Origin of the sequence: Sphingopyxis sp. Root154 (assembly GCF_001427105.1) — a bacterium.
Taxonomy (GTDB): Bacteria; Pseudomonadota; Alphaproteobacteria; order Sphingomonadales; family Sphingomonadaceae; genus Sphingopyxis.
This window is the reverse complement of the sequence record NZ_LMGI01000001.1, coordinates 397,824-415,844: the sequence shown is the minus strand read 5'-3', so window position 1 is coordinate 415,844 and position 18,021 is coordinate 397,824. Positions and strand designations below refer to the sequence as shown.

Sequence of the window (18,021 nt, the reverse complement as noted above, 5' to 3'; positions counted from 1 at the left end):
GAGACGGGAAAATGTCCAGCGTCGAAGGGCTTGTCGAAGCCGATCGCGTCCACCGCAGCGTCTATACCGACCCGGTGATCTTCGAGCGCGAAATGCTCCAGATATTCGGTGCGACCTGGATCTACGTCGGCCACGAAAGCCAGATACCGGCCGATGGAGACTATGTCACGACCAGCGTGGCCGGCCAGCCGTTGGTGATGGTACGCGACAAGGGCGAGGTTCGGCTTCTGTACAATCGCTGCGCGCACAGGGGCGCGCAGGTTGTCCCCGACGGACAAGGCAACGCCCCGCTTTTTCGCTGCGCCTATCACGGATGGATTTTCCACCGGGACGGGACGGTTCGCACCATTCCCCTCGAGGAGGGTTACAGAAACAGTTGTTTCGGGCGTGACAATCCCGATTCGAACATGAAGGCGGTCGCGAACGTCGCTGCGTATCGCGGGTTCGTTTTTGCCTGCCTTGCCCCGTCTGCGCCGCCATTCGATGCGTGGTTGCGCGGCGTCGATTCCTCGATCGACAATATGGCCGATCGTTCGCCGGAGGGCGAACTCGAAATCACCGGCGGCGTGCTGCGTTACATGCACCGCTGTAACTGGAAGCTGTTCGTCGAGAATCTCAACGATCTGATGCATCCGATGGTCACCCATATGTCATCGTCGGGCACGGCGCGCACGGTCGCGAAGCGGCATTTCGGCAAGGACGAAAAGCTGCCGGCGGCGATCGAAATCCTCGGCCCCTTCACGAGCAATTACGAATTTTTCGAGGAGATGGGCGTGCAGGCTTTTCCGCACGGTCACAGCTACTCGGGCGGAACGAGCAGCATCCATTCCCGCTATTCCGAAATCGACGAATATAATGAGGCGATGGACGCGGCCTATGGCGCGGAGCGCGCGCGCGCGATCTTTGCCGTAAACCGGCACAATACGATCATCTATCCCAGTTTGACGCTGAAGGGTCCGATCCAGACGATCCGGGTGATCAAGCCGATCGCGGTCGACCGGACGTTGGTCGAGTCCTGGACCTTTCGTCTGAAAGGCGCGCCCGACGCCCTCCTCGAGCGTTCCATTCTCTACTGCAACCTCATCAACTCCTCCGCCAATCTGGTCGGGCCCGACGATCATGAAGCCTATCAGCGCCTGCAGAGCGGCCTGCTCGCGCAGGGGTCGGACTGGGTCAGCATGCATCGTCACCTTGGCGAGGAGGAACCGAACGAAGACGGCGGATGGTCGGCGAACGGCACGAGCGATCTGGTGTTCCGGAACCAATATCGGGCCTGGACCGATTATATGGAGCGTGCGCTATGAGGGGGCCAAGCATTGCAGATGTCGAAGCCTTTCTCGTTGACGAGGCGCGGTTGCTTGACGCCCGCGACTGGAACGCCTGGAATCAATTGTTTACGCCAGACGGGATCTATTGGGTTCCGGCGCAGCCGGGACAGAAAGATCCCCTCCGCCATGTTTCACTGATCTATGAGGACGCCCTGCTGCGGGAGGTACGCATCCGCCGCTTTGACGATCGCAATGCTTTCTCGCTTCAGGGTGGGCCGCGTGGCTGGCGCATGGTCGCCAACGTCCGCATCGATTCCAGCGATCCGCTCGCTGGCACGCTTACGGCAAGTTCCCGCTTGATCGCGGCCGAATATCAGCGCGAACGTGTAACCCGTTTCGAGGCTTTCGTGACGCACCGGCTCGTGATCCAAGAGGGACAACTGCGCATCGCGCTGAAACGGGTCGAACTTCTCGACTGCGATGCGGCGCATGGGGATATCAGCCTCTATCTGTGATCGGGCGCGATACGCCTCGCGGTCCCGAACTCTCCCACGCGTCGCGCGCGGCGCCGGCCGCGAAGGCGCTGCGTCCGGCGGTGCGATTGATGACTTTGACCGACCATCGACATTGGTGAAGGCGCTCTGGCCCAACATGATGAAGCGGGACGCCGACGCGCTGTGCTGATGGCTCGCGGCGCATTCGCCGGGCGCCATCACCTGGAGACCGGAATAGAGCTATCCCACGGCCGCCACGACATCGGCGCGTCACTTGTTCTCAAGACAGACGACCAGTCTTCCCGCCTCTTCGGGCGAGACCAGCTCGAGGGCTTCGAGGACATCCTCGCGAAGATCGCGGCAATGCCAGATCATCGGGATTGACGTCGAAACCGGTTTCCACCGGTTCGATCTTGTTCGCAACGGTCCAGAGCGCGCCGGTGCCAAGCTCTTCGAGCCCGCGATAATATGGCTATAAACTCGGGCGTATCCTGGACGTTCGCGCAGCCCGCGACGTCCTCGCGATAGCGGGCATAGACCTCGGCCACAGCATCCTCTGTGCTAGATAGTTTGAGCTTAAAATAGTTTGGTATCAGTGTCAAATGCAGGTAAGATAGGCGTCACCCAAATTGCTAAGTGATTGATCGGAAGGGGACGACATGACGAAGGGCTTCAAGGCCGCCGTGGTGCAGGCCGCTTCGCTGCCGGAAGATTCGATGGCTTCGGTCACAAAAGCGGCCGGGCTCACCGACGAGGCGGAAGGCGACGGGGCGAGGCTCATCGTGTTTCCCGAAGGGCCGCAAGCCGGAAAGGAACGGCTTGCGATGGCTGAGGAGGCGGGGGCCACCGATAATGCTGCGCTACGCCGGAAGGCTTATGTCGATGCGGGGCGCGAGGCGTTCCTCGATGCCGGCTTCGGAGCGACGACGATGTCCTCGATTGCAGCGCGGGTCGGCGGCTCCAAGACCACTTTGTGGAGCTATTTTCCTTCGAAGGAGGAGCTGTTAGCGGCCGTGGTCGACGATATCGTAGACGTGCACGCGATAGCGCTGTCGACACCGCTCCCGATCGATCAGCCGATCGCAGAGGTGCTCGAGCGCTTCGCCATATCGCTGCTGGCGTCGATCCTGTCCCCGAAGGTCATCGGATTGCACCGCTTCGTTGCCGGGGAGGCGCAGCGCTTTCCGCATGTCGCCAAGCTGTTTTACGAACGGGGTCCCGCCAAGGGGAGGGCGAGGAGCGCGGCCTATCTCGGGGAGAAGATGGCGCAGGGCGAATTGCGGAACGGCGATCCCCAGGTCGCGGCCATGCAATTGTTCGGCCTATGCCAGGCGGGATCTTTTCACGGTGTCTTCTTCGGCATGCAGGATAACCCCGACAGTGGCCAGATGGCGCGCGACGCAGCGCAGGCGGTCGACGCCTTCCTGAGGGCCTGGCGGCCTGAATCCTGACAAATCTACCCGACATGAATGCTCGCCTAGTGGCGGAAAGGAATTCAAGATGACGATGACGATCTTCCAGTGCGATTTCCCCTTCGAAGGTCCCTGGGGCGCGCAGCTCGCCGAGGAATTTCAAGGCCTCGCCCGGGACATCGCCTCCGAGCCCTCGCTGGTCTGGAAATATTGGACGGAGAATGAGGACGCGAAGCGGGCCGGCGGCATCTATCTCTTCACCAATCTCCCGGACGCGGAGACCTATGCCAAGAAGCATATCGCGCGGCTGGCCGAGGCGGGGGTCCGGGACATCGTTTCGTGGCACTTCGACGTCAATAGCAAGCTCTCGGCCATGACCGGGGCTCCCGGCCTGGCGCGCGAGCGGTATAGTCGACCTCTGTGACCAGCCGAGCACGTCGGCTGAGCCATAACCGGTGTCGCCGATCAGCTAGCGCGGCCAGAGTCCGAGGTCGTCATGCACGCGCGCGATCATCCGCTTCGCTGCAGTGACCTTGGCCTGACGCACCGCGGTGCTCGCCTCGACATCGGCGATGACCGCACGCGCGCGCTCGAGCCGCTCAACAGCCTTCTCTACACGAACGGGCTTGCGGGCCCGAACCTGATGACCAACGGTCAGTGGCAGCTTGGCGACGGCCATCTGCTGGTCGGCGACGAGGCCGAGCTGATGAAATGCGGCGGTGTCGTCGTCGTAAAGATCTGGGGCCGTCTCAAGGGCCAGGGCTATTTCGAGGTCGGCGGGCATCGCGGCTAGGGAGACGATCGAATGAGGGAGACGATCGAATGAACGCCGTCACCGGTGAAATCGGGGATCACGTATCTCCGGCGACGACCCGCAAGGTTCTGCTACTTTGCGGCCTCGCCATTCTCGCCGAGGGCTATGACGTCGGGGTCATGGGAGCGGCGATCCTATCGCTCTCTCATGATCCCGCCTTCGCGATCGGCGATGTGGGCCTCGGATTCCTCGCAAGCTGCGCGCTCGCGGGCATGATGATCGGCGCCCCGCTGATGGGTTCGCTGGGAGAGCGCATGGAACGGCGCGGCCTGCTCGCGCTCTGCGTCGTGATCTTCAGCGTCTCGATGATCGGCTGCGCGCTCAGTAGCGGGCCGGAAATGTTCGGCCTGTTCCGCCTTCTCGGCGGCATCGGAATGGGGGGTGTGATCCCCCTCTCGGCTTCGCTGACCATCGAATATTCGCCGCTCGCCAACCGCGCGCGCAACTATGGCCTCATGTATAGCGGCTACGGGCTCGGCATCATGATGGTCGCGCTCGTTGCCATTCCAGTCATTCCGCACTGGGGCTGGCGGAGCCTGTTCTGGCTCGGCGCGATACCGCTCGTCATGGCGCCGTTCCTGTGGCGCGCGCTGCCCCGCAGCTTCGAGCAGCTCGCCCGGTCGGGCAAGCGCGCCGAAGCGGTCGATGCCGGCGTCGCCTTCGGCGCGGCGCCAGAAACCGCTGAACGGCTCGCGGACCATGCCCGCGCCCCGAGTTCCACCGCGCCCATTCAGTCGAGAGGCGGCATTGCCGCGCTCTTCGCAGACGGGCGCGCCCGCGCGACAATCGCCTTTTGGGTCGCGATCGCGATCGGCCTGCTTCTCGTCTATGGCCTCGGCAACTGGCTCCCGCGCATCATGCGCGACCAAGGCATGGCTATGGGGTCGAGCCTCGGCATGCTCGCGACGTTCAGCCTCGCGGGCGCTGCCGGCGGCATTGCGGGCGGCTGGATCGCCGACCGGCTCGGCAACCGCTTCACGCTGTCGGTATCCTACGCACTGGCTGCGTTCGGCATCATGGCCTTCGGCCACGCCGCGAGCACAGCGATGACATACATGCTTGCGGCGCTGGTCGGTTATGGCACCGTCGCGACGACCCTCGTGCTGACGGCATGGATCACCGCCTGGTATCCGGCGCCTATGCGCACCAGCGCGGTCGGCTGGGCGCTCGGGGTCGGACGGATCGGCGCGATCGCCGGTCCAACGATCGGCGGGGCGCTTCTCGCCACGACTGGCGGCAACATCGCCGAGATCACGGGGGCCTTTGCCGGCTTCGCAGTTCTGGCCGCGCTCGCGGTTCTCTTCATCGGAGCGCCGAAGCCCGCGGCCGGAACTGTGACAAGGTCTGACGCAGGTCAGTCATCGCCTTCGTAGCGTTCAACGTGATTGATACCGGTGACGACATGAGCGCGGTGGCAGTCGATGGTGTCACCCTTCCAGCCACCGTCAAATGGTCCGATCTTGTCTTCCATGAAGTTGCCCCACTGGCTCCCCAGCCGGTCGATGAACTCGGCCAGCTTATCGGATGATATCTCTTTTTAGGCGGGTGCCCAAGGCGGCCCGCGAAGGAGCTCTCGGCGGTCACGACACAATGGTTGGTGATGTAGATGACCGCGTCGACGCTGCGATGGCGGTCCTTTTCGCCTAGAACGCATCGAATGACATCCAGCACGAAGCCCGGAGGGGCGTTACGGAAGATGTCATAGACGAGGAAGACAATGCCGCGGACGTCAACAAGGCCGAGTTCCTCTTTCGCTCCCTTGATCTGCTTGTTGGCCTTGTCGATCCGGCGCCGGATCGGCGTCCGCAAGATGCCGATCAGGTGCAAATCTCATTGGCGCGCGTGATCATTCCGCGCCCTGAACTGGTTTTCCTGATCCTGATCTGTTCGATAATTTTACCAAATGGTCGTCGCCGTCTCGCACCCTTTTCATCCAGCCTGCCTGGGTAGCCTGGTATCCCGGCATCGGATTCTTGTAGTCTTCGTTCTTTGTCAGCATGGCCGAGATCTGGCACGCCATTTTGTCGGCTAGTGCGATGGTGACCAACATGCGCGGCTTGCGGGCCACCATGCGCGCCGGCCATAGAGCTTTCCCGGATCGCCTTGCGCCCCATACAGTTCAATTGCGACATGGCACCAATGATCAGCGTCTGCCGGATGTGGGCCTGTCCGGCCTTGCTGTTCCGCCCGAGCCGTTCCTTGCCGCCTGATGAAAACTGTCACGGCAATTCAATCCACGCCGCAAGGTCACGGCCATTGTGAAGGCTCGCCATCTCAGATGCGAAGGTCTCCATCCCATTGCTACTCGCGGGCCGATGCCGGGTGTGGTCTGCAATCGCTTCGAAATAGGTGTGGCGGCTTCGAGCTCCTTGATCTTTGCCGTCTTCCTATCACTTCAGCCATTGCGCTCACCAATCTGCTCGAGCATCGCGACGCACTTTTCGCGCATCAAAGTGGGCAGATCGCTGCTGGGCGCCTCCCGGATCGCGCGGATGCGGCCGACGTGCTGGATGCCCCCAGGGATAGGACCCCCGGCAATTCCAAGACGGTCCCGGTGCAGCGGTGCGGCAATCAAGCGGGTCATCCCGCGTTCCGTACCGATGATGCGATCGTCATACTTGCCTCGTTGACAGCTTGGGTCATAAGTTGTTAGGTGAACACTACAACATAACAAATGTGGTGCAGGTAGATTCGCAGTTCGCCCGGGGAAAACCGCTAATGACGTTCGAGGATGCCACGATCATTTTCGCAGCGCCGACCGCCGATGACGTCGCTGCCCATTGCAAGACGATGGTGCCGCTGAACAGGGCGAGGATGAAGAACGACCAGGTCAATCCCGGCGGGCTGGTGGGGCGCTGCACCCGTTGGGCCGAACAATTTTCGACAGGCATTTCGTACCAAGGGGAGAGAAAATGAAAAGAACAGCCGGATATCTCGGATTTCTGCCGTTGTTGATGGCGACATCCGCCTTGGCCCAGGCGCCGGATGCCTCTGGTGGAGAGCAGGACGCCAACAGTCCGCCGCAAGTCGGCGACATCGTCGTGACGGCGCAGCGGCGGAACGAAAGGCTGCAGGATGTGCCGATCGCCGTTTCGGCAGTTTCGGGAGATAATTTGGCGAAGGCAGGGATCCGCGACGCTGCCGATCTGCCGTTGCTTGCCCCAAGCCTGAATATGGCTTCGACCGGAACTTATCTCCAGCCGCGTTTGCGCGGGGTCGGCACCCTGGGTAACGGGCCAGGGATCGAGGGCGCCGTGGCAATCTATATCGACGGGGTTTATATTGCCCAGCCGGTTGGCGGCATATCCGATCTCAGCAATGTGCGTTCGGTCGAGGTCATCAACGGTCCGCAGGGCACCCTGTTCGGCCGCAACGCCACCGGCGGCCTTATCCAGATCCGCACGCTCGACCCCAAAGCCGAACTCTCGGGCAATGTCAGCATCGGCTATGCCAATTACGACACGGTCAGCGCCAGCGGCTATATTACTGGCGGTTCCGAAGTGATTGCAGCCGATTTCGCCTTCAACTTTTCGGATCAGGGCGACGGTTATTCTCAGAATTTGGCGACCGGCAGCGATGTCGATTTCCGGCGTTCGATATCGCTGCGTTCGAAGATCAAGCTCACGCCCGGCGATGATTTCACCTTCACGCTGGCGGGCGATTATCAAAGGATGCGCTACAGCACGAACTTCACTACCCCCGAAGGGAGCATTCCGCTGGGCGGCTTTGGCACGGTACGTGTCGATCCGCGCGACAGTGATGGGCTGTACGACCCGCGGGGCCTCGTCAAATCGGGTGGCTTGTCGCTGACGGCTGAATATGATGCCGGATCTTTCGTGGCCAAATCGATCACCGCCTATCGGGAGAGCGATAACGACAACCAGTTCAACGGCCAGCTCACCTCGAACCCGGCATTCGCTTCGAACCTGCGGATCCAGGAAAAGCACAAACAGTGGAGCCAGGAAATCCAGCTGGCGTCGGATAGCAGCGGGCCGCTGACCTGGACCGCAGGTGGCTATCTGTTCTGGGAAACCTCGGGCTATTATCCGGTCCGGCTGTGGGGCCCGTGGTTTACCCCGGTCAATATCACCATCGATTCGGAAAATCGCACCCGTTCGCAGGCGGTTTATGCCCAGGGCACATATCGGCTGGCCGACACGACCAGGCTGACCGTGGGTTTGCGCTATTCGTGGGAACAGCGCGATGCCGATATTGCCCAGACCATCCGCCTGGTCGGTTATTCGATTCCCTTCGCCGATGGGCCGGTGATCGACAACCCGACCAACAACGACAGCGAGTCGGCCAAGGCGCTGACCGCCAGGTTGGCGCTGGATCACAATTTTACGTCGGATATCCTTGGCTATGTTTCCTATAACCGCGGTTTCAAGAGCGGCGGTCTTTCCAACGCCAGCCCGACCGCGCCTTCCTATCGCCCGGAGACCATCGATGCCTATGAAGTGGGGCTGAAAACAAATCTGTTCGATCGGCGGCTGCGCTTCAATAGCAGCGCTTTCTATTATAATTACAGCGACATTCAGGTTCAGGCCCTGACCGGCGGTATATTGACCGTTTACAACGGTGCGAAGGCGCGGCTTTACGGACTGGACGTCGATACCGAAGCGGCGGTTTCGTCGCGGCTTACGCTTCGTGCCTCGGGCTCGTTGTTGCGGACAAAATATCTGTCGTTCCCCACCGCGCTGCTCAGCACCTCGACGCCAGTAGTCGGCGGCACGACCTTCTCGACCTTTGAAGCCAAGGGCAACCGGCTGCCTTTTTCTCCCAATTTCGTAGGGTCGCTGGGTTTTGATTATGTCGTTCCCAGCGAGATGGGCGATTTCAGGCTGAACGGCACTTACACCTATAATGACGGGTTTGTGGGCGAGCCGGATCAGCGGCTGCGGCAGAAAGCCTATCATATGGTCAATGCCGCGATCAGCTGGGTGGCGCCGGACAAGAATTTGGAAATGTCCCTGTTCGTTCGCAATCTGGCTGATGAGGATTATGCCCAGTCGCTGTTTTCGCAGCCGCAAGGCGACATCGTGCAATATGCCCCGCCGCGCACCTATGGCGTGACGCTGAAGTACAACTTCGGACTCTAGCATGAACTGACAATCTTTCCCGGCGGAGGCGCCAGCCGTTCCGCCGGGACGTTTCGATAGGGAGATCATGATATGGATTGCAGACGGTTTGCCGGTTTCATGCTGGCGGTATTTGGCCTTGGCGCGGCGCTGCCGGCGGCCGCGTGGCAAAGCGCGCAAGTCAGCATGTCCCGGCTCGACTGCGGCACGGCCCAGGTCAACCAGCCGCGAATCTTTTCCGATAGCGGCTATTATGACGCGAGCCCGGCGCGCGCGATCGTCGTCAGCTGCTATCTGATCCGGCACGGGGATGATTATCTCTTGTGGGACGCCGGACTACCGGCTGCGATGCTGGGCGCGCCGCTCAGCGACGAAGGCATTTTTTCGGGCACTTTGCGCGAAACGATGGTCAGCCAGTTGGCACGCGCCGGAGTGCGCCCGGAAGACATCACCAAGGTGGGGGTCAGCCATTATCATATCGACCATATCGGCCAGGCCAGCGATTTTCCGAATGCGACCTTGCTGATCGGCAACGGTGATTACAAGGGTCTGTTGTCGGATCCCAAACCGCCGATGGTGGAAGCCGGCCCGGTCATGCCGTGGGTGACGGGGGAACGACCGGTCGATCCGGTGGTCGGTGATCGCGATGTTTTTGGCGACGGCAGCGTCATCATGCTGGCCATGCCGGGGCATACGCCGGGGCATAGCGGACTGCTGGTCAATCTGAAAGGCGCGGGCGCGATCCTGTTGAGCGGTGATCTGGCTCATTTTCACGAAATGTATGACCGCGGCGAGGTGTTGACGTTGAGCAGCGACCGGGCCGATGTTCTGGCCTCGCTCGACCGGATGAAGAAGCTTGCGGTCAATCGCAAGGCCACGGTCATTGTCACGCACGACCCCGACGATCTGGGCAAGATTGCGGCCTTTCCAGAGTTCACCCGGTGAGGCCTTCCGTCTTTGCAGCCATCCTTGCGGCGCTGGCGGTGGGGGGATGCGCGGCAGCCGCGCGCGAGGGGGGGCAAGCGGCAGCCCCCTCCCTTTCGGGCGTGCCGGATCTGCCCGCTTCGGCTTCGGCTGAAGGGGTGATGGCGGCAATCAACATGTTGTTCGGGATCCACCCCGGCGCGCGGGCGGCGCATGCCACGGGTATTGTGGCGGAAGGTCGTTTCACCCCCGACCCCGGTGCGGCGGGGATCAGCCGCGCGCTGCATTTCGCCGGCGGGCCGTTGCGCGCGACGGTGCGTTTTTCCAACTTCGCCGGCATTCCCGGCTTTGCCGATAATCAGCCGATGGCCGATCCGCGCGGTATGGCGGTAAAATTCCATCTTGCCGATGGCCGTGAAACCGATGTGGTGACCCGCTCTGTCGCAGGCTTTCCGGCTGCGAATACCGAAGATTTCCGCCGGTTCCTGATCGCCGTGGCAAGCAGCCGGGGCGCGGCGCAGCCTACGCCGCTGCAAATCTATCTTGCCGGTCATCCAGAGGCCGCGACCTTTCTTGCCCGGCCCAAACCCGCACCGGTGAGCTTTGCCACCCAGGCCTATTACGAGGCCAATGCCTTTGCCTTTGCCAATGCGGCGGGCGAAGTGCGGTATGGCCGTTATCGCTGGCTTCCCGATGCCGGGGGCGCAACCCTGTCTGCGGACCAAGCAGCAGCAATGTCCGCTGATTATTTGCGCCGCGAACTGGCCCAGCGGCTGGCGCGCGAGAAAGTGGGCTTTCGCCTGTTCGTCCAGATCGCCGCGCCGGGCGACCCGCTGCACGACCCCAGCGCGCTATGGCCGGATGATCGCGCGATGGTCGAACTGGGGCGGCTGACGATCGATCGGCTGGCCGACGACAATGGTGCTGCCGAAGCGGTGCTGGCCTTTCGTCCCGACGCGCTGGTCGACGGAATCGTGGCCGAGGATCCGATGATTGCGGCGCGCGGCGCGGCCTATGACCTGTCGCGCCAGCGACGGCAGTCGGTCCCCGACCAGCGGAACTAGGGGCAGTTAGATGACAGAGTTAAGCCTCGGCACCGCGACGCGGACAAGCGGCAGTGGAATGGTCGCGCGCTATTACCCCGGTGTGCTGATCGCGCTGGTGGGCGGCATTTCGGCCGAAGCCATCAGCCTGCATTACGGCGCGCCGGCCATGCTGATCGCGCTGCTGATCGGGCTGGCGATCCATTTTACCTATGATCTGGAAAGCGTGCGGTCCGGCATCGAGTGGGCAGGCCGCTCTGTCCTTCGGTTTGGGGTGGCGTTGCTGGGTCTTCGGATCGCGCTCAGCGATATTGGCGCCATCGGGGCTGCGACCCTCTCCCTGGTGGCGGCCGCCATGGCGGTGACCGTGCTGTGCGGCGTCTGGGGTGCGCGCTTGCTGGGGCTGACGCGTGAATTCGGTGTGCTTTCGGGCGGCGCGGTCGCGGTCTGCGGCGCATCGGCGGCGGCGGCGATATCGAGCGTGCTGCCGCGCGACAAGGACAGCGAACAAGCGTTGGCGGTGGTCATCGCGGTGGTCACCGTGATGGCGACGATTGCCATGATCGCCTATCCCTTGCTGCTGACCGCTTTGTCCCTCGGGGCCGAGGATATGGGCGTGGTGCTAGGCGGGACGATCCACGATGTCGCGCAGGTGGTGGCGGCGGGCAAGGCGATATCGCCGCGCGTCGGCGAACTGGCAACGCTGGTCAAACTGATGCGGGTTGCCTTGCTTCTGCCCGTAGTGGTGCTGGCTTATGTCTGGCTGGGCCGCGGCAAGGGCAGCGATGCCCCCAAGGGCGTGTTGCAATATATCCCGGGATTCCTGCTGCTGTTCTTCGCCTTTGCTGCGCTCAACAGCATGGGCTGGGTTCCCGATGACGTGGCTACGCTTGGCGGCACGGTTTCGCACTGGTGTCTGGTGATCGCGATCACGGCGATCGGCGTGAAAACAAATCTCAAATCCTTGCTGGATGTCGGTTGGCGGCCTTTTGTCCTGATCGTGGCCGAAACGCTTGTCATGCTTGCCATTGTACTCGGCGGGGTCATCATCATCGCCATGCTTTGACTGCCTTATGTCGGCGACTTAACTTGACAGGTTGTCAGGTCAATCTTACAATATTTTCCGAAGCGAAGTGGAAAGCACACGGCGATTCGGATCGCGTACCGACGGTTTTCGTTCGCATCGACGAACATTGATGGAGGATTGCTGAAATGGGTTTTGAACGTGTGGACATGGATCCCCCCGAACTGTTCGCCCACCCGGGCTACGGCCGGGTTGCGACCGTCTCAGGCGACATGAAGCTGGTGTTCATCGCCGGACAGACACCAACCGACGAAAATTACAAATGCGTCGCGGTGGGCGATTTTGCTGCGCAATATCTGCACATCATGAAATGCCTCGAAATCCAGCTGCATGCCGCTGGTGCGACCTGGGACGATGTGACCTATCGTCGTATCTATGTGAAGGAAGGCAATCCCGATGCGCCGGGTTGGGCCGACCAACCCTTGCCGCAATATGGCGACAAGCCGATCCGTCCGCCCAGCACGGCGATTGGCGTGACCCGGCTCGGTCATCCCGATTTCCTGGTCGAGATCGACCTGATGGCGGTTGTCCCGGCCTCGCGCGGGTGATTGTCTGCGGTGCCTCAGCCGATCATGGCTGCGGCACCGAACAATATGTGTGAAGGGACGGGACATGACGGCTCACGAGGGCAAGGTGCTTTACACCGCCGCGACGCGCACGGTGGGCGTGCTGCAAGCGCAAGCGAGCAGCGACGATGGTCGGCTCGACATTCGCCTGTCTGCGCCCGGTGCGGGTGGTTCGGGCACCAATCCGGAACAATTGCTCGCCGTCGGCTGGTCCAGCTGCTTCATCCTGGCGATGAACCTTGCCGCCGGTCGGCTCGGCACACCGCTGCCCGCAGACACGGCCGTCGATGCCGAGGTCGATCTGTGCAACAGCAGCGGCGATTACAACGGCACCTTCTTCATCAAGGCCCGACTGTCGGTGACCCTGCCCGGGGTCGATCCGGAACTGGCGTGGAAGATATTGGACGCCGCGCACGATATCTGCCCCTATCACCAGGCGACGCGCGGCAACATCGACGTCGAAGTGAGCCTGGTGTGAGCCAAAGGGGGCAATGGTGATGGCTGCGGATTATTACGACCTGGGGGATTATAGCCGCACGGTCACGACCTCCTCGGTCCGGGCGCAGGTCTGGTTCGGTCGCGGGCTCAACTGGGCCTATGCCTTTAATTTCGAGGAAGCACAAAGCTGCTTCGAACGCGCGGTCAATCACGATCCCTGCTGCGCAATGGCCCATTGGGGCATCGCCTTTGCCTTGGGGCCCAATTACAACAAGGGCTGGCGCCTGTTCGATGCCGGTGATTTCGTGCAATCGAGCGAAATGGCGCGCGCAGCGCTGGCGAGGGCGCAGGCGCTGGCGGATCGGATCACGCCGGTGGAGCGCGCGCTGATCGAGGCGTTGCCGCGCCGTTTCGCGGCCGAATTTCTACCGCCGATGGAACGCCAGCCGCTCAACACCGCCTATGCCGATGCGATGCGCGAGGTTTACGGAGCGTTTCCGGAGGATCTCGATGTCGCGTCGCTCTTTGCCGATGCGCTGCTGTGCGTCAGCCCGCGCCAGTTGTGGGATTTGCCGACCGGCGAGCCTAAAGTTCCCGGCACGCTGGAGGCGGACGGCGTGCTGACCCGCGCGATGGCCACGCCCGAGGGGGAAAAACATCCCGCGCTCAACCATCTCTATATTCACCTGATGGAAATGTCGCCGCGTCCCGAACTGGCGATCCCCCAAGCCGACCGCGTCCGCCGCATGATGCCCGGAGCGTCGCATATGGCGCACATGGCCAGCCATATCGATAACGCTGTCGGCAATTATCGCGGTTGTATCGATGCCAATGAAATCGCCGCCGCCGCCAATGATGTCTATCTCGACCGGGCGGAAGGGGTGCGCTTCTATCACATCTACCGCGCGCATGATCTTTATGTGCAGACCTATGGCGCGATGATGATCGGGCGCTTTCATCAGGCATGGAAATCGGCCTGTCGGCTCCGCGATGCCCTGCCCGAACATATTTTGCGCGTGACCAGTCCGCCGATGGCCGATTGGGCGGAAAGCCATGTGTCCGCCTATGTCCATGTGCTGATCCGGTTCGGCAAATGGGAAGAGGTGCTGGAACTCGACCTGCCCGAGGACCGCGACCTGTATTGCGTGACGGTGGCGATGATCTGTTATGCGCGCGGCGTGGCGTTGTCGGCGCTGGGGCGGATCGAAGAGGCCGAGGCGGCGAAGGTCGAATTTTATGCCGCCTTGGCCAAGGTGCCGGATAGCCGGATGAGCCTGCCCAACAAGGAAGTCGATGTCCTGAAGGTGGCAGCGGCGATGCTGGAAGGCGAATTTGCCTATCGCGTCGGTGATTATGACGTCGCCTATGGCCATCTTCGTAATGCGATCGAGCTGGAAGATGCGTTGCAATATGCCGATCCCCGGTCGTGGCTCCAGCCGGTGCGGCACGCCTATGGCGCGCTGCTGCTGGAACAGGGCCATGTGGTCGAGGCCGAGGCCGTCTATCGCGCCGATCTGGGCTTTGACGGCAGCCTGCCGCGCGCAAAGGTCCATCCCAATAATGTCTGGAGCCTGCACGGACTGTACGAATGTCTGGTGCGCCTGGGCCGCGACGATCAAGCGGCGATGATCCGGATGCAACGGGACATCGCGGTTGCGTCCGCCGACATCCCGATCGCCGCCTCCTGTTATTGTCGCCGCAGTGCCTATGCCGCTGGCGAGCCAGAGGCCGGCGCGGGCGAAAGCTGCTGCGCTACAGCTGATTGATCATTCTTCCGAAGGACTTGAATTAATGGAGACCACCACAATGGCCGATGCGGCGACTGCGTACCTGGACGGGCGCGAATTCCGGATGCTGATCGGCGGGGACTTCGTGCAGGGTGGTTCAGGACAGACCGCGCCGGTGACCAACCCATCGACCGGCGAGGCGGTGACGCGCGTTCCGATTGCGGATGCCGCCGATGTCGATCGCGCCGTGGTTGCGGCAAAGGGCGCGCAGCCTGCCTGGGAAGCGCTTGGCGTGGAAGGGCGTGGCGAGTGCATGCTCAAATTCGCGCAGCTGGTGCGGGAAAATCGCGAGGATCTCGCGATGCTCGACGCGATCGATTGCGGCAATCCGGTGCAGGCGATGCGGTTCGATATCGACATCTGCGATGCCTATATCAAGGGATGGCCGGCGCTGGCCCGTTCGCTGACGGGTGAGGTTATTCCCGCCAGCCCCGGCAATCTTCATTATACCGCGCACCGCGCTTATGGCGTGGTGGGACGGATCACCGCTTTCAACCATCCGGCGATGTTCGCCATCACCCGGCCGTTGCCGTCGCTGATCACCGGCAACACGCTGGTGCTGAAGGCTTCGGATGAAACATCGCTGTCGACGTTGGCACTGGGCAAGCTGTTCAACGAAGCCTTCCCGCCGGGCGTGGTCAATATCGTGTCCGGCGATGCCGGGGTGGGCGATGCGATCGTGACCCATCCCGTCATCAAGCGGCTCGCCTTTACCGGATCGGTCAACACCGGGCTGGTTATCCAGCGGCGCGCTGCCGAATCGGGCTACGTCAAACATGTGTCGCTGGAACTGGGCGGCAAGAACGCGATGGTCGTGTTCCCCGATGTCGACCTTGAACAGGCAGTGGACGGGGCGATCTTTGGTATGAACCTCAATGTCTGCCAGGGGCAGGCATGCGGCTCCAATTCGCGGATCCTGGTCCATGCGCGCATCTATGACGCCTTTGTCGCCCGCATGGCCGAGAAGCTGGCGAATTATCGCGTCGGTGTCGCTTATGATGAAACGACCGACGTTGGCCCGGTGGTCAGCAAGGCACATTGGGGACGGATCATGGACTATGTCCAGTCCGGGGTCGAACAGGGCGCAACGCTGGTGTGCGGCGGCGAGCGGCCCGACGGCCTGCCCGCAGGGGGCAATTTTGTCGAACCTGCGCTGTTCGCCGATGTCACGCTGGATATGCGGATCGGGCGTGAGGAGATATTCGGTCCCGTGCTCAGTGTGTTCCGCTGGGACGATTATGACCAGATGATCGCCGATGTTAACTCGCTCGACCTGGGGCTGGCGGCCAGCGTCTGGACGAATGACCTGACCATCGCGCACAAGACGGCCGATGCGATCGAGGCGGGTTATGTCTGGGTCAATGATTCCAGCCGGCACTATTTCGGCACGCCCTTCGGCGGGTGGAAGAACAGCGCATTGGGACGCGAGGAATCGAAGGACGAACTGCTGACCTACCTTGAGCACAAGGTGGTCCATACCCGGCTGGGTCAGGCCAAAACGGCTCTCGATCGCTTGATGAACAATGCGGCAGGGTGAGCGGCAAGATGAACATGGTCACCAATCCCCCTACAACGGACCGAACCGCCGGTCACGGGTCGCGCCAAGCCACCCGGCTGTCGATCGCCCTTGATCGGTACGACCGCACGCTGGCCTATTTCAACGCCCGGTTGCGTTTGCCACCCGGGCTTGAATTGCAGCCCAAAGAGGTCGGGATGCTGGAGTCGCGGGCAGATGGCGACCGCCGTCACGGGCGCATGTTGCACGATCGCGAATTCGATATCGCAGAGGTTTCGCTGGCCTCCTATGTCATCGCCCGATCACGCGGCGCGCGCTTTACCGCGGCGCCGGTGTTCCAGCGGCGGCTGTTTAGTCAGGCGCAAATCTATGTCGCGCAGAACAGTGGGCTGGTGCGGGGCGAGGATCTGGCCGGACGGCGGGTAATCCTGCACGCCTTTCAGGTTACGGTTTCGGTTCAGGCCAAGGGTGATTTGCAGCGCGAATATGGCGTGCCCTGGACCGAGGTCGAATGGATGACCATGGCAGACGAGGAAATCGACCGCGAAGGCCTGCCGATCACCCGGCTGCCTGTCGATTGCGATCCGTTCGAAATGCTGCGCCAGGGGCAGGCCGATGCCGTGATCCTGCCGCATCCGCCGGCGGGCGCGCTGGCGCCTGGGCAGGGGATCAGACGGCTCTACCCCGATACCGAAAGCGAATGTTTCGCCTATTACCGGCGTAATGGCTACTTCCCGATCATGCATATTCTGGCGCTGCGCGATGATGTCGCCGAACGCCTGCCCGAACTGGCGCCGATGCTGATGGATATTGACCGTCAGGCGATGGATTATGCCTATGACCTCTATCACGACACCGGTTATTCGGTGACCGCATTGCAATGCCTGGCGCAGGAGCGGCAGAAGGCTTCGCTGGGCCTGGATATCTGGCCCGACGGCATCGCCGCAAACCGGCTTAACCTCGAACGCTTCATCGCCGATCTGGTCGATCAGAAACTGATCGATCGGCCTTTGGCAGTGGAAGAATTGTTCCACCCCTCCACACACGCCAGCTGACATGATGGAGCAATTTCGATGAATGCACCCAGCCCTCTCTTCACCCGCAACGGCACAGGGCAGGCCTGGTGGTTCCTGGGCATGCTTGCGGTGCTGCGAAACCCGTCCGGCGCGCCGCGCACACCGGTGGCGATCGAACTGACGATACCCCCCGGTGGTGCCTCGCCGCTTCACACCCACGCCGCGCTCGACGATTGTTTTCATATGCTCGAAGGCGAAATGGTCGTGCGCTGCGGCGATGAGATGCTGGTGCTGGGCGCCGGCGATTATGCCTGCCTGCCGCACGGTGTGCCCTATACCTTCGTGGTGATCAGTCCCGGCCCGGTGCGGCTGTTGCTGGTCCATGCGCTGGACCGCTTTCTCGCATTGATCGAGGCCGGAGGCACCCCGGCGGGCGAGCTGCGGCTGCCGCGCGACGGCGAATTTAACAGCGATTTTGAAGAAATCGGCAGGCTCTGCGCCGAATATGACGCGCCGATCATGGGGCCGCCACTGGGTGAAGCCGAGGCGCGCGCCTTTCTGGCCCGGTCGGCCTGACGATC

At 62.1% G+C, this 18,021-nt stretch carries 17 protein-coding genes and 1 pseudogene; 16 read left to right on the top strand and 2 right to left on the bottom strand.

From position 1 onward, the window contains the following. Positions 1-11: 11 nt before the first annotated feature. From ASD73_RS01805 to ASD73_RS01775, 6 genes are all read left to right on the top strand, one after another. On the top strand, positions 12-1,304 hold the full coding sequence (locus tag ASD73_RS01805) for an aromatic ring-hydroxylating oxygenase subunit alpha (protein ID WP_056369658.1): 1,293 nt from the start codon (positions 12-14) through the stop codon (positions 1,302-1,304). Next, a complete protein-coding gene (locus tag ASD73_RS01800; protein WP_056369660.1) occupies positions 1,301-1,783 on the top strand; it encodes an aromatic-ring-hydroxylating dioxygenase subunit beta in 483 nt (160 codons plus the stop codon). The genes ASD73_RS01805 and ASD73_RS01800 overlap by 4 nt, the downstream gene beginning before the upstream one ends. A gap of 638 nt (positions 1,784-2,421) precedes the next feature. Then, positions 2,422-3,213, top strand: a complete 792-nt coding sequence (locus tag ASD73_RS01790; RefSeq protein WP_156377253.1) for a TetR/AcrR family transcriptional regulator — start codon at positions 2,422-2,424, stop codon at positions 3,211-3,213. Between the two features lie 49 nt (positions 3,214-3,262). After that, positions 3,263-3,598, top strand: a complete 336-nt coding sequence (locus ASD73_RS01785) for a monooxygenase (RefSeq protein WP_056369664.1) — start codon at positions 3,263-3,265, stop codon at positions 3,596-3,598. 72 nt (positions 3,599-3,670) lie between these two features. Further along, a complete protein-coding gene (locus tag ASD73_RS22910; protein ID WP_056369666.1) occupies positions 3,671-3,967 on the top strand; it encodes a hypothetical protein in 297 nt (98 codons plus the stop codon). Between the two features lie 29 nt (positions 3,968-3,996). Next, positions 3,997-5,361: an MFS transporter gene (locus tag ASD73_RS01775; RefSeq protein ID WP_056369668.1), complete on the top strand. Its 1,365-nt coding sequence runs from the start codon at positions 3,997-3,999 to the stop codon at positions 5,359-5,361. A gap of 444 nt (positions 5,362-5,805) precedes the next feature. On the opposite strand, the pseudogene ASD73_RS23515 reads toward ASD73_RS01775, so the two are convergent. Together ASD73_RS23515 and ASD73_RS22970 are read right to left on the bottom strand one after the other, a co-directional pair. After that, positions 5,806-6,156, bottom strand: a pseudogene (locus ASD73_RS23515) (hypothetical protein); the annotation flags it as partial. Positions 6,157-6,383: 227 nt separating this feature from the next. Beyond that, positions 6,384-6,572, bottom strand: coding sequence for a hypothetical protein (locus ASD73_RS22970; protein ID WP_056369672.1), 189 nt, complete (start codon positions 6,570-6,572; stop codon positions 6,384-6,386). A 196-nt stretch (positions 6,573-6,768) separates the two neighbouring features. Here ASD73_RS22970 and ASD73_RS01755 point away from each other — a divergent pair, with 196 nt between their 5' ends. The 10 genes from ASD73_RS01755 to ASD73_RS01710 all read left to right on the top strand — a co-directional run bounded on the left by ASD73_RS01755 (position 6,769) and on the right by ASD73_RS01710 (position 18,016). Beyond that, entirely contained in the window at positions 6,769-9,087 is a 2,319-nt protein-coding gene (locus ASD73_RS01755) for a TonB-dependent receptor (protein ID WP_156407307.1), read from the top strand. Between the two features lie 99 nt (positions 9,088-9,186). Continuing rightward, a complete protein-coding gene (locus tag ASD73_RS01750; RefSeq protein ID WP_056369679.1) occupies positions 9,187-10,011 on the top strand; it encodes an N-acyl homoserine lactonase family protein in 825 nt (274 codons plus the stop codon). Positions 10,012-10,151: 140 nt separating this feature from the next. After that, complete coding sequence (locus ASD73_RS01745) at positions 10,152-11,054, top strand: catalase family peroxidase (RefSeq protein ID WP_056369681.1); 903 nt, start codon at positions 10,152-10,154, stop codon at positions 11,052-11,054. Positions 11,055-11,064: 10 nt separating this feature from the next. Beyond that, the gene (locus tag ASD73_RS01740) at positions 11,065-12,099 is read left to right on the top strand and encodes a YeiH family protein (protein WP_082521295.1); all 1,035 of its coding nucleotides are present in this window, start codon (positions 11,065-11,067) and stop codon (positions 12,097-12,099) included. 167 nt (positions 12,100-12,266) lie between these two features. Further along, positions 12,267-12,665, top strand: a complete 399-nt coding sequence (locus tag ASD73_RS01735; protein WP_056369684.1) for a Rid family hydrolase — start codon at positions 12,267-12,269, stop codon at positions 12,663-12,665. Between the two features lie 64 nt (positions 12,666-12,729). Next, positions 12,730-13,161, top strand: a complete 432-nt coding sequence (locus tag ASD73_RS01730; protein WP_056369686.1) for an Ohr family peroxiredoxin — start codon at positions 12,730-12,732, stop codon at positions 13,159-13,161. 19 nt (positions 13,162-13,180) lie between these two features. Next, positions 13,181-14,887, top strand: a complete 1,707-nt coding sequence (locus tag ASD73_RS01725) for a hypothetical protein (RefSeq protein WP_056369688.1) — start codon at positions 13,181-13,183, stop codon at positions 14,885-14,887. A gap of 25 nt (positions 14,888-14,912) precedes the next feature. Further along, the gene (locus tag ASD73_RS01720) at positions 14,913-16,445 is read left to right on the top strand and encodes an aldehyde dehydrogenase family protein (RefSeq protein ID WP_162248120.1); all 1,533 of its coding nucleotides are present in this window, start codon (positions 14,913-14,915) and stop codon (positions 16,443-16,445) included. Beyond that, positions 16,442-17,479, top strand: coding sequence for a hypothetical protein (locus ASD73_RS01715; protein WP_056369692.1), 1,038 nt, complete (start codon positions 16,442-16,444; stop codon positions 17,477-17,479). The genes ASD73_RS01720 and ASD73_RS01715 overlap by 4 nt, the downstream gene beginning before the upstream one ends. 18 nt (positions 17,480-17,497) lie before the next feature. Beyond that, on the top strand, positions 17,498-18,016 hold the full coding sequence (locus ASD73_RS01710; RefSeq protein WP_056369694.1) for a cupin domain-containing protein: 519 nt from the start codon (positions 17,498-17,500) through the stop codon (positions 18,014-18,016). Positions 18,017-18,021: the final 5 nt, after the last annotated feature.

Excerpts from the sequence above, each read along its gene's own strand:
- ASD73_RS01720 (WP_162248120.1), top strand. The coding sequence starts at position 14,913 with ATGGAGACCACCACAATGGCCGATGCGGCGACTGCGTACCTGGACGGG.
- ASD73_RS01710 (WP_056369694.1), top strand. The coding sequence starts at position 17,498 with ATGAATGCACCCAGCCCTCTCTTCACCCGCAACGGCACAGGGCAGGCC.
- ASD73_RS01790 (WP_156377253.1), top strand. The coding sequence starts at position 2,422 with ATGACGAAGGGCTTCAAGGCCGCCGTGGTGCAGGCCGCTTCGCTGCCG.
- ASD73_RS01750 (WP_056369679.1), top strand. The coding sequence starts at position 9,187 with ATGCTGGCGGTATTTGGCCTTGGCGCGGCGCTGCCGGCGGCCGCGTGG.
- ASD73_RS01735 (WP_056369684.1), top strand. The coding sequence starts at position 12,267 with ATGGATCCCCCCGAACTGTTCGCCCACCCGGGCTACGGCCGGGTTGCG.
- ASD73_RS01730 (WP_056369686.1), top strand. The coding sequence starts at position 12,730 with ATGACGGCTCACGAGGGCAAGGTGCTTTACACCGCCGCGACGCGCACG.
- ASD73_RS01740 (WP_082521295.1), top strand. The coding sequence starts at position 11,065 with ATGACAGAGTTAAGCCTCGGCACCGCGACGCGGACAAGCGGCAGTGGA.
- ASD73_RS01785 (WP_056369664.1), top strand. The coding sequence starts at position 3,263 with ATGACGATGACGATCTTCCAGTGCGATTTCCCCTTCGAAGGTCCCTGG.
- ASD73_RS01800 (WP_056369660.1), top strand. The coding sequence starts at position 1,301 with ATGAGGGGGCCAAGCATTGCAGATGTCGAAGCCTTTCTCGTTGACGAG.
- ASD73_RS01745 (WP_056369681.1), top strand. The coding sequence starts at position 10,152 with ATGGCGGCAATCAACATGTTGTTCGGGATCCACCCCGGCGCGCGGGCG.
- ASD73_RS01805 (WP_056369658.1), top strand. The coding sequence starts at position 12 with ATGTCCAGCGTCGAAGGGCTTGTCGAAGCCGATCGCGTCCACCGCAGC.
- ASD73_RS01725 (WP_056369688.1), top strand. The coding sequence starts at position 13,181 with ATGGCTGCGGATTATTACGACCTGGGGGATTATAGCCGCACGGTCACG.
- ASD73_RS22970 (WP_056369672.1), bottom strand. The coding sequence starts at position 6,572 with ATGACCCGCTTGATTGCCGCACCGCTGCACCGGGACCGTCTTGGAATT.
- ASD73_RS22910 (WP_056369666.1), top strand. The coding sequence starts at position 3,671 with ATGCACGCGCGCGATCATCCGCTTCGCTGCAGTGACCTTGGCCTGACG.
- ASD73_RS01775 (WP_056369668.1), top strand. The coding sequence starts at position 3,997 with ATGAACGCCGTCACCGGTGAAATCGGGGATCACGTATCTCCGGCGACG.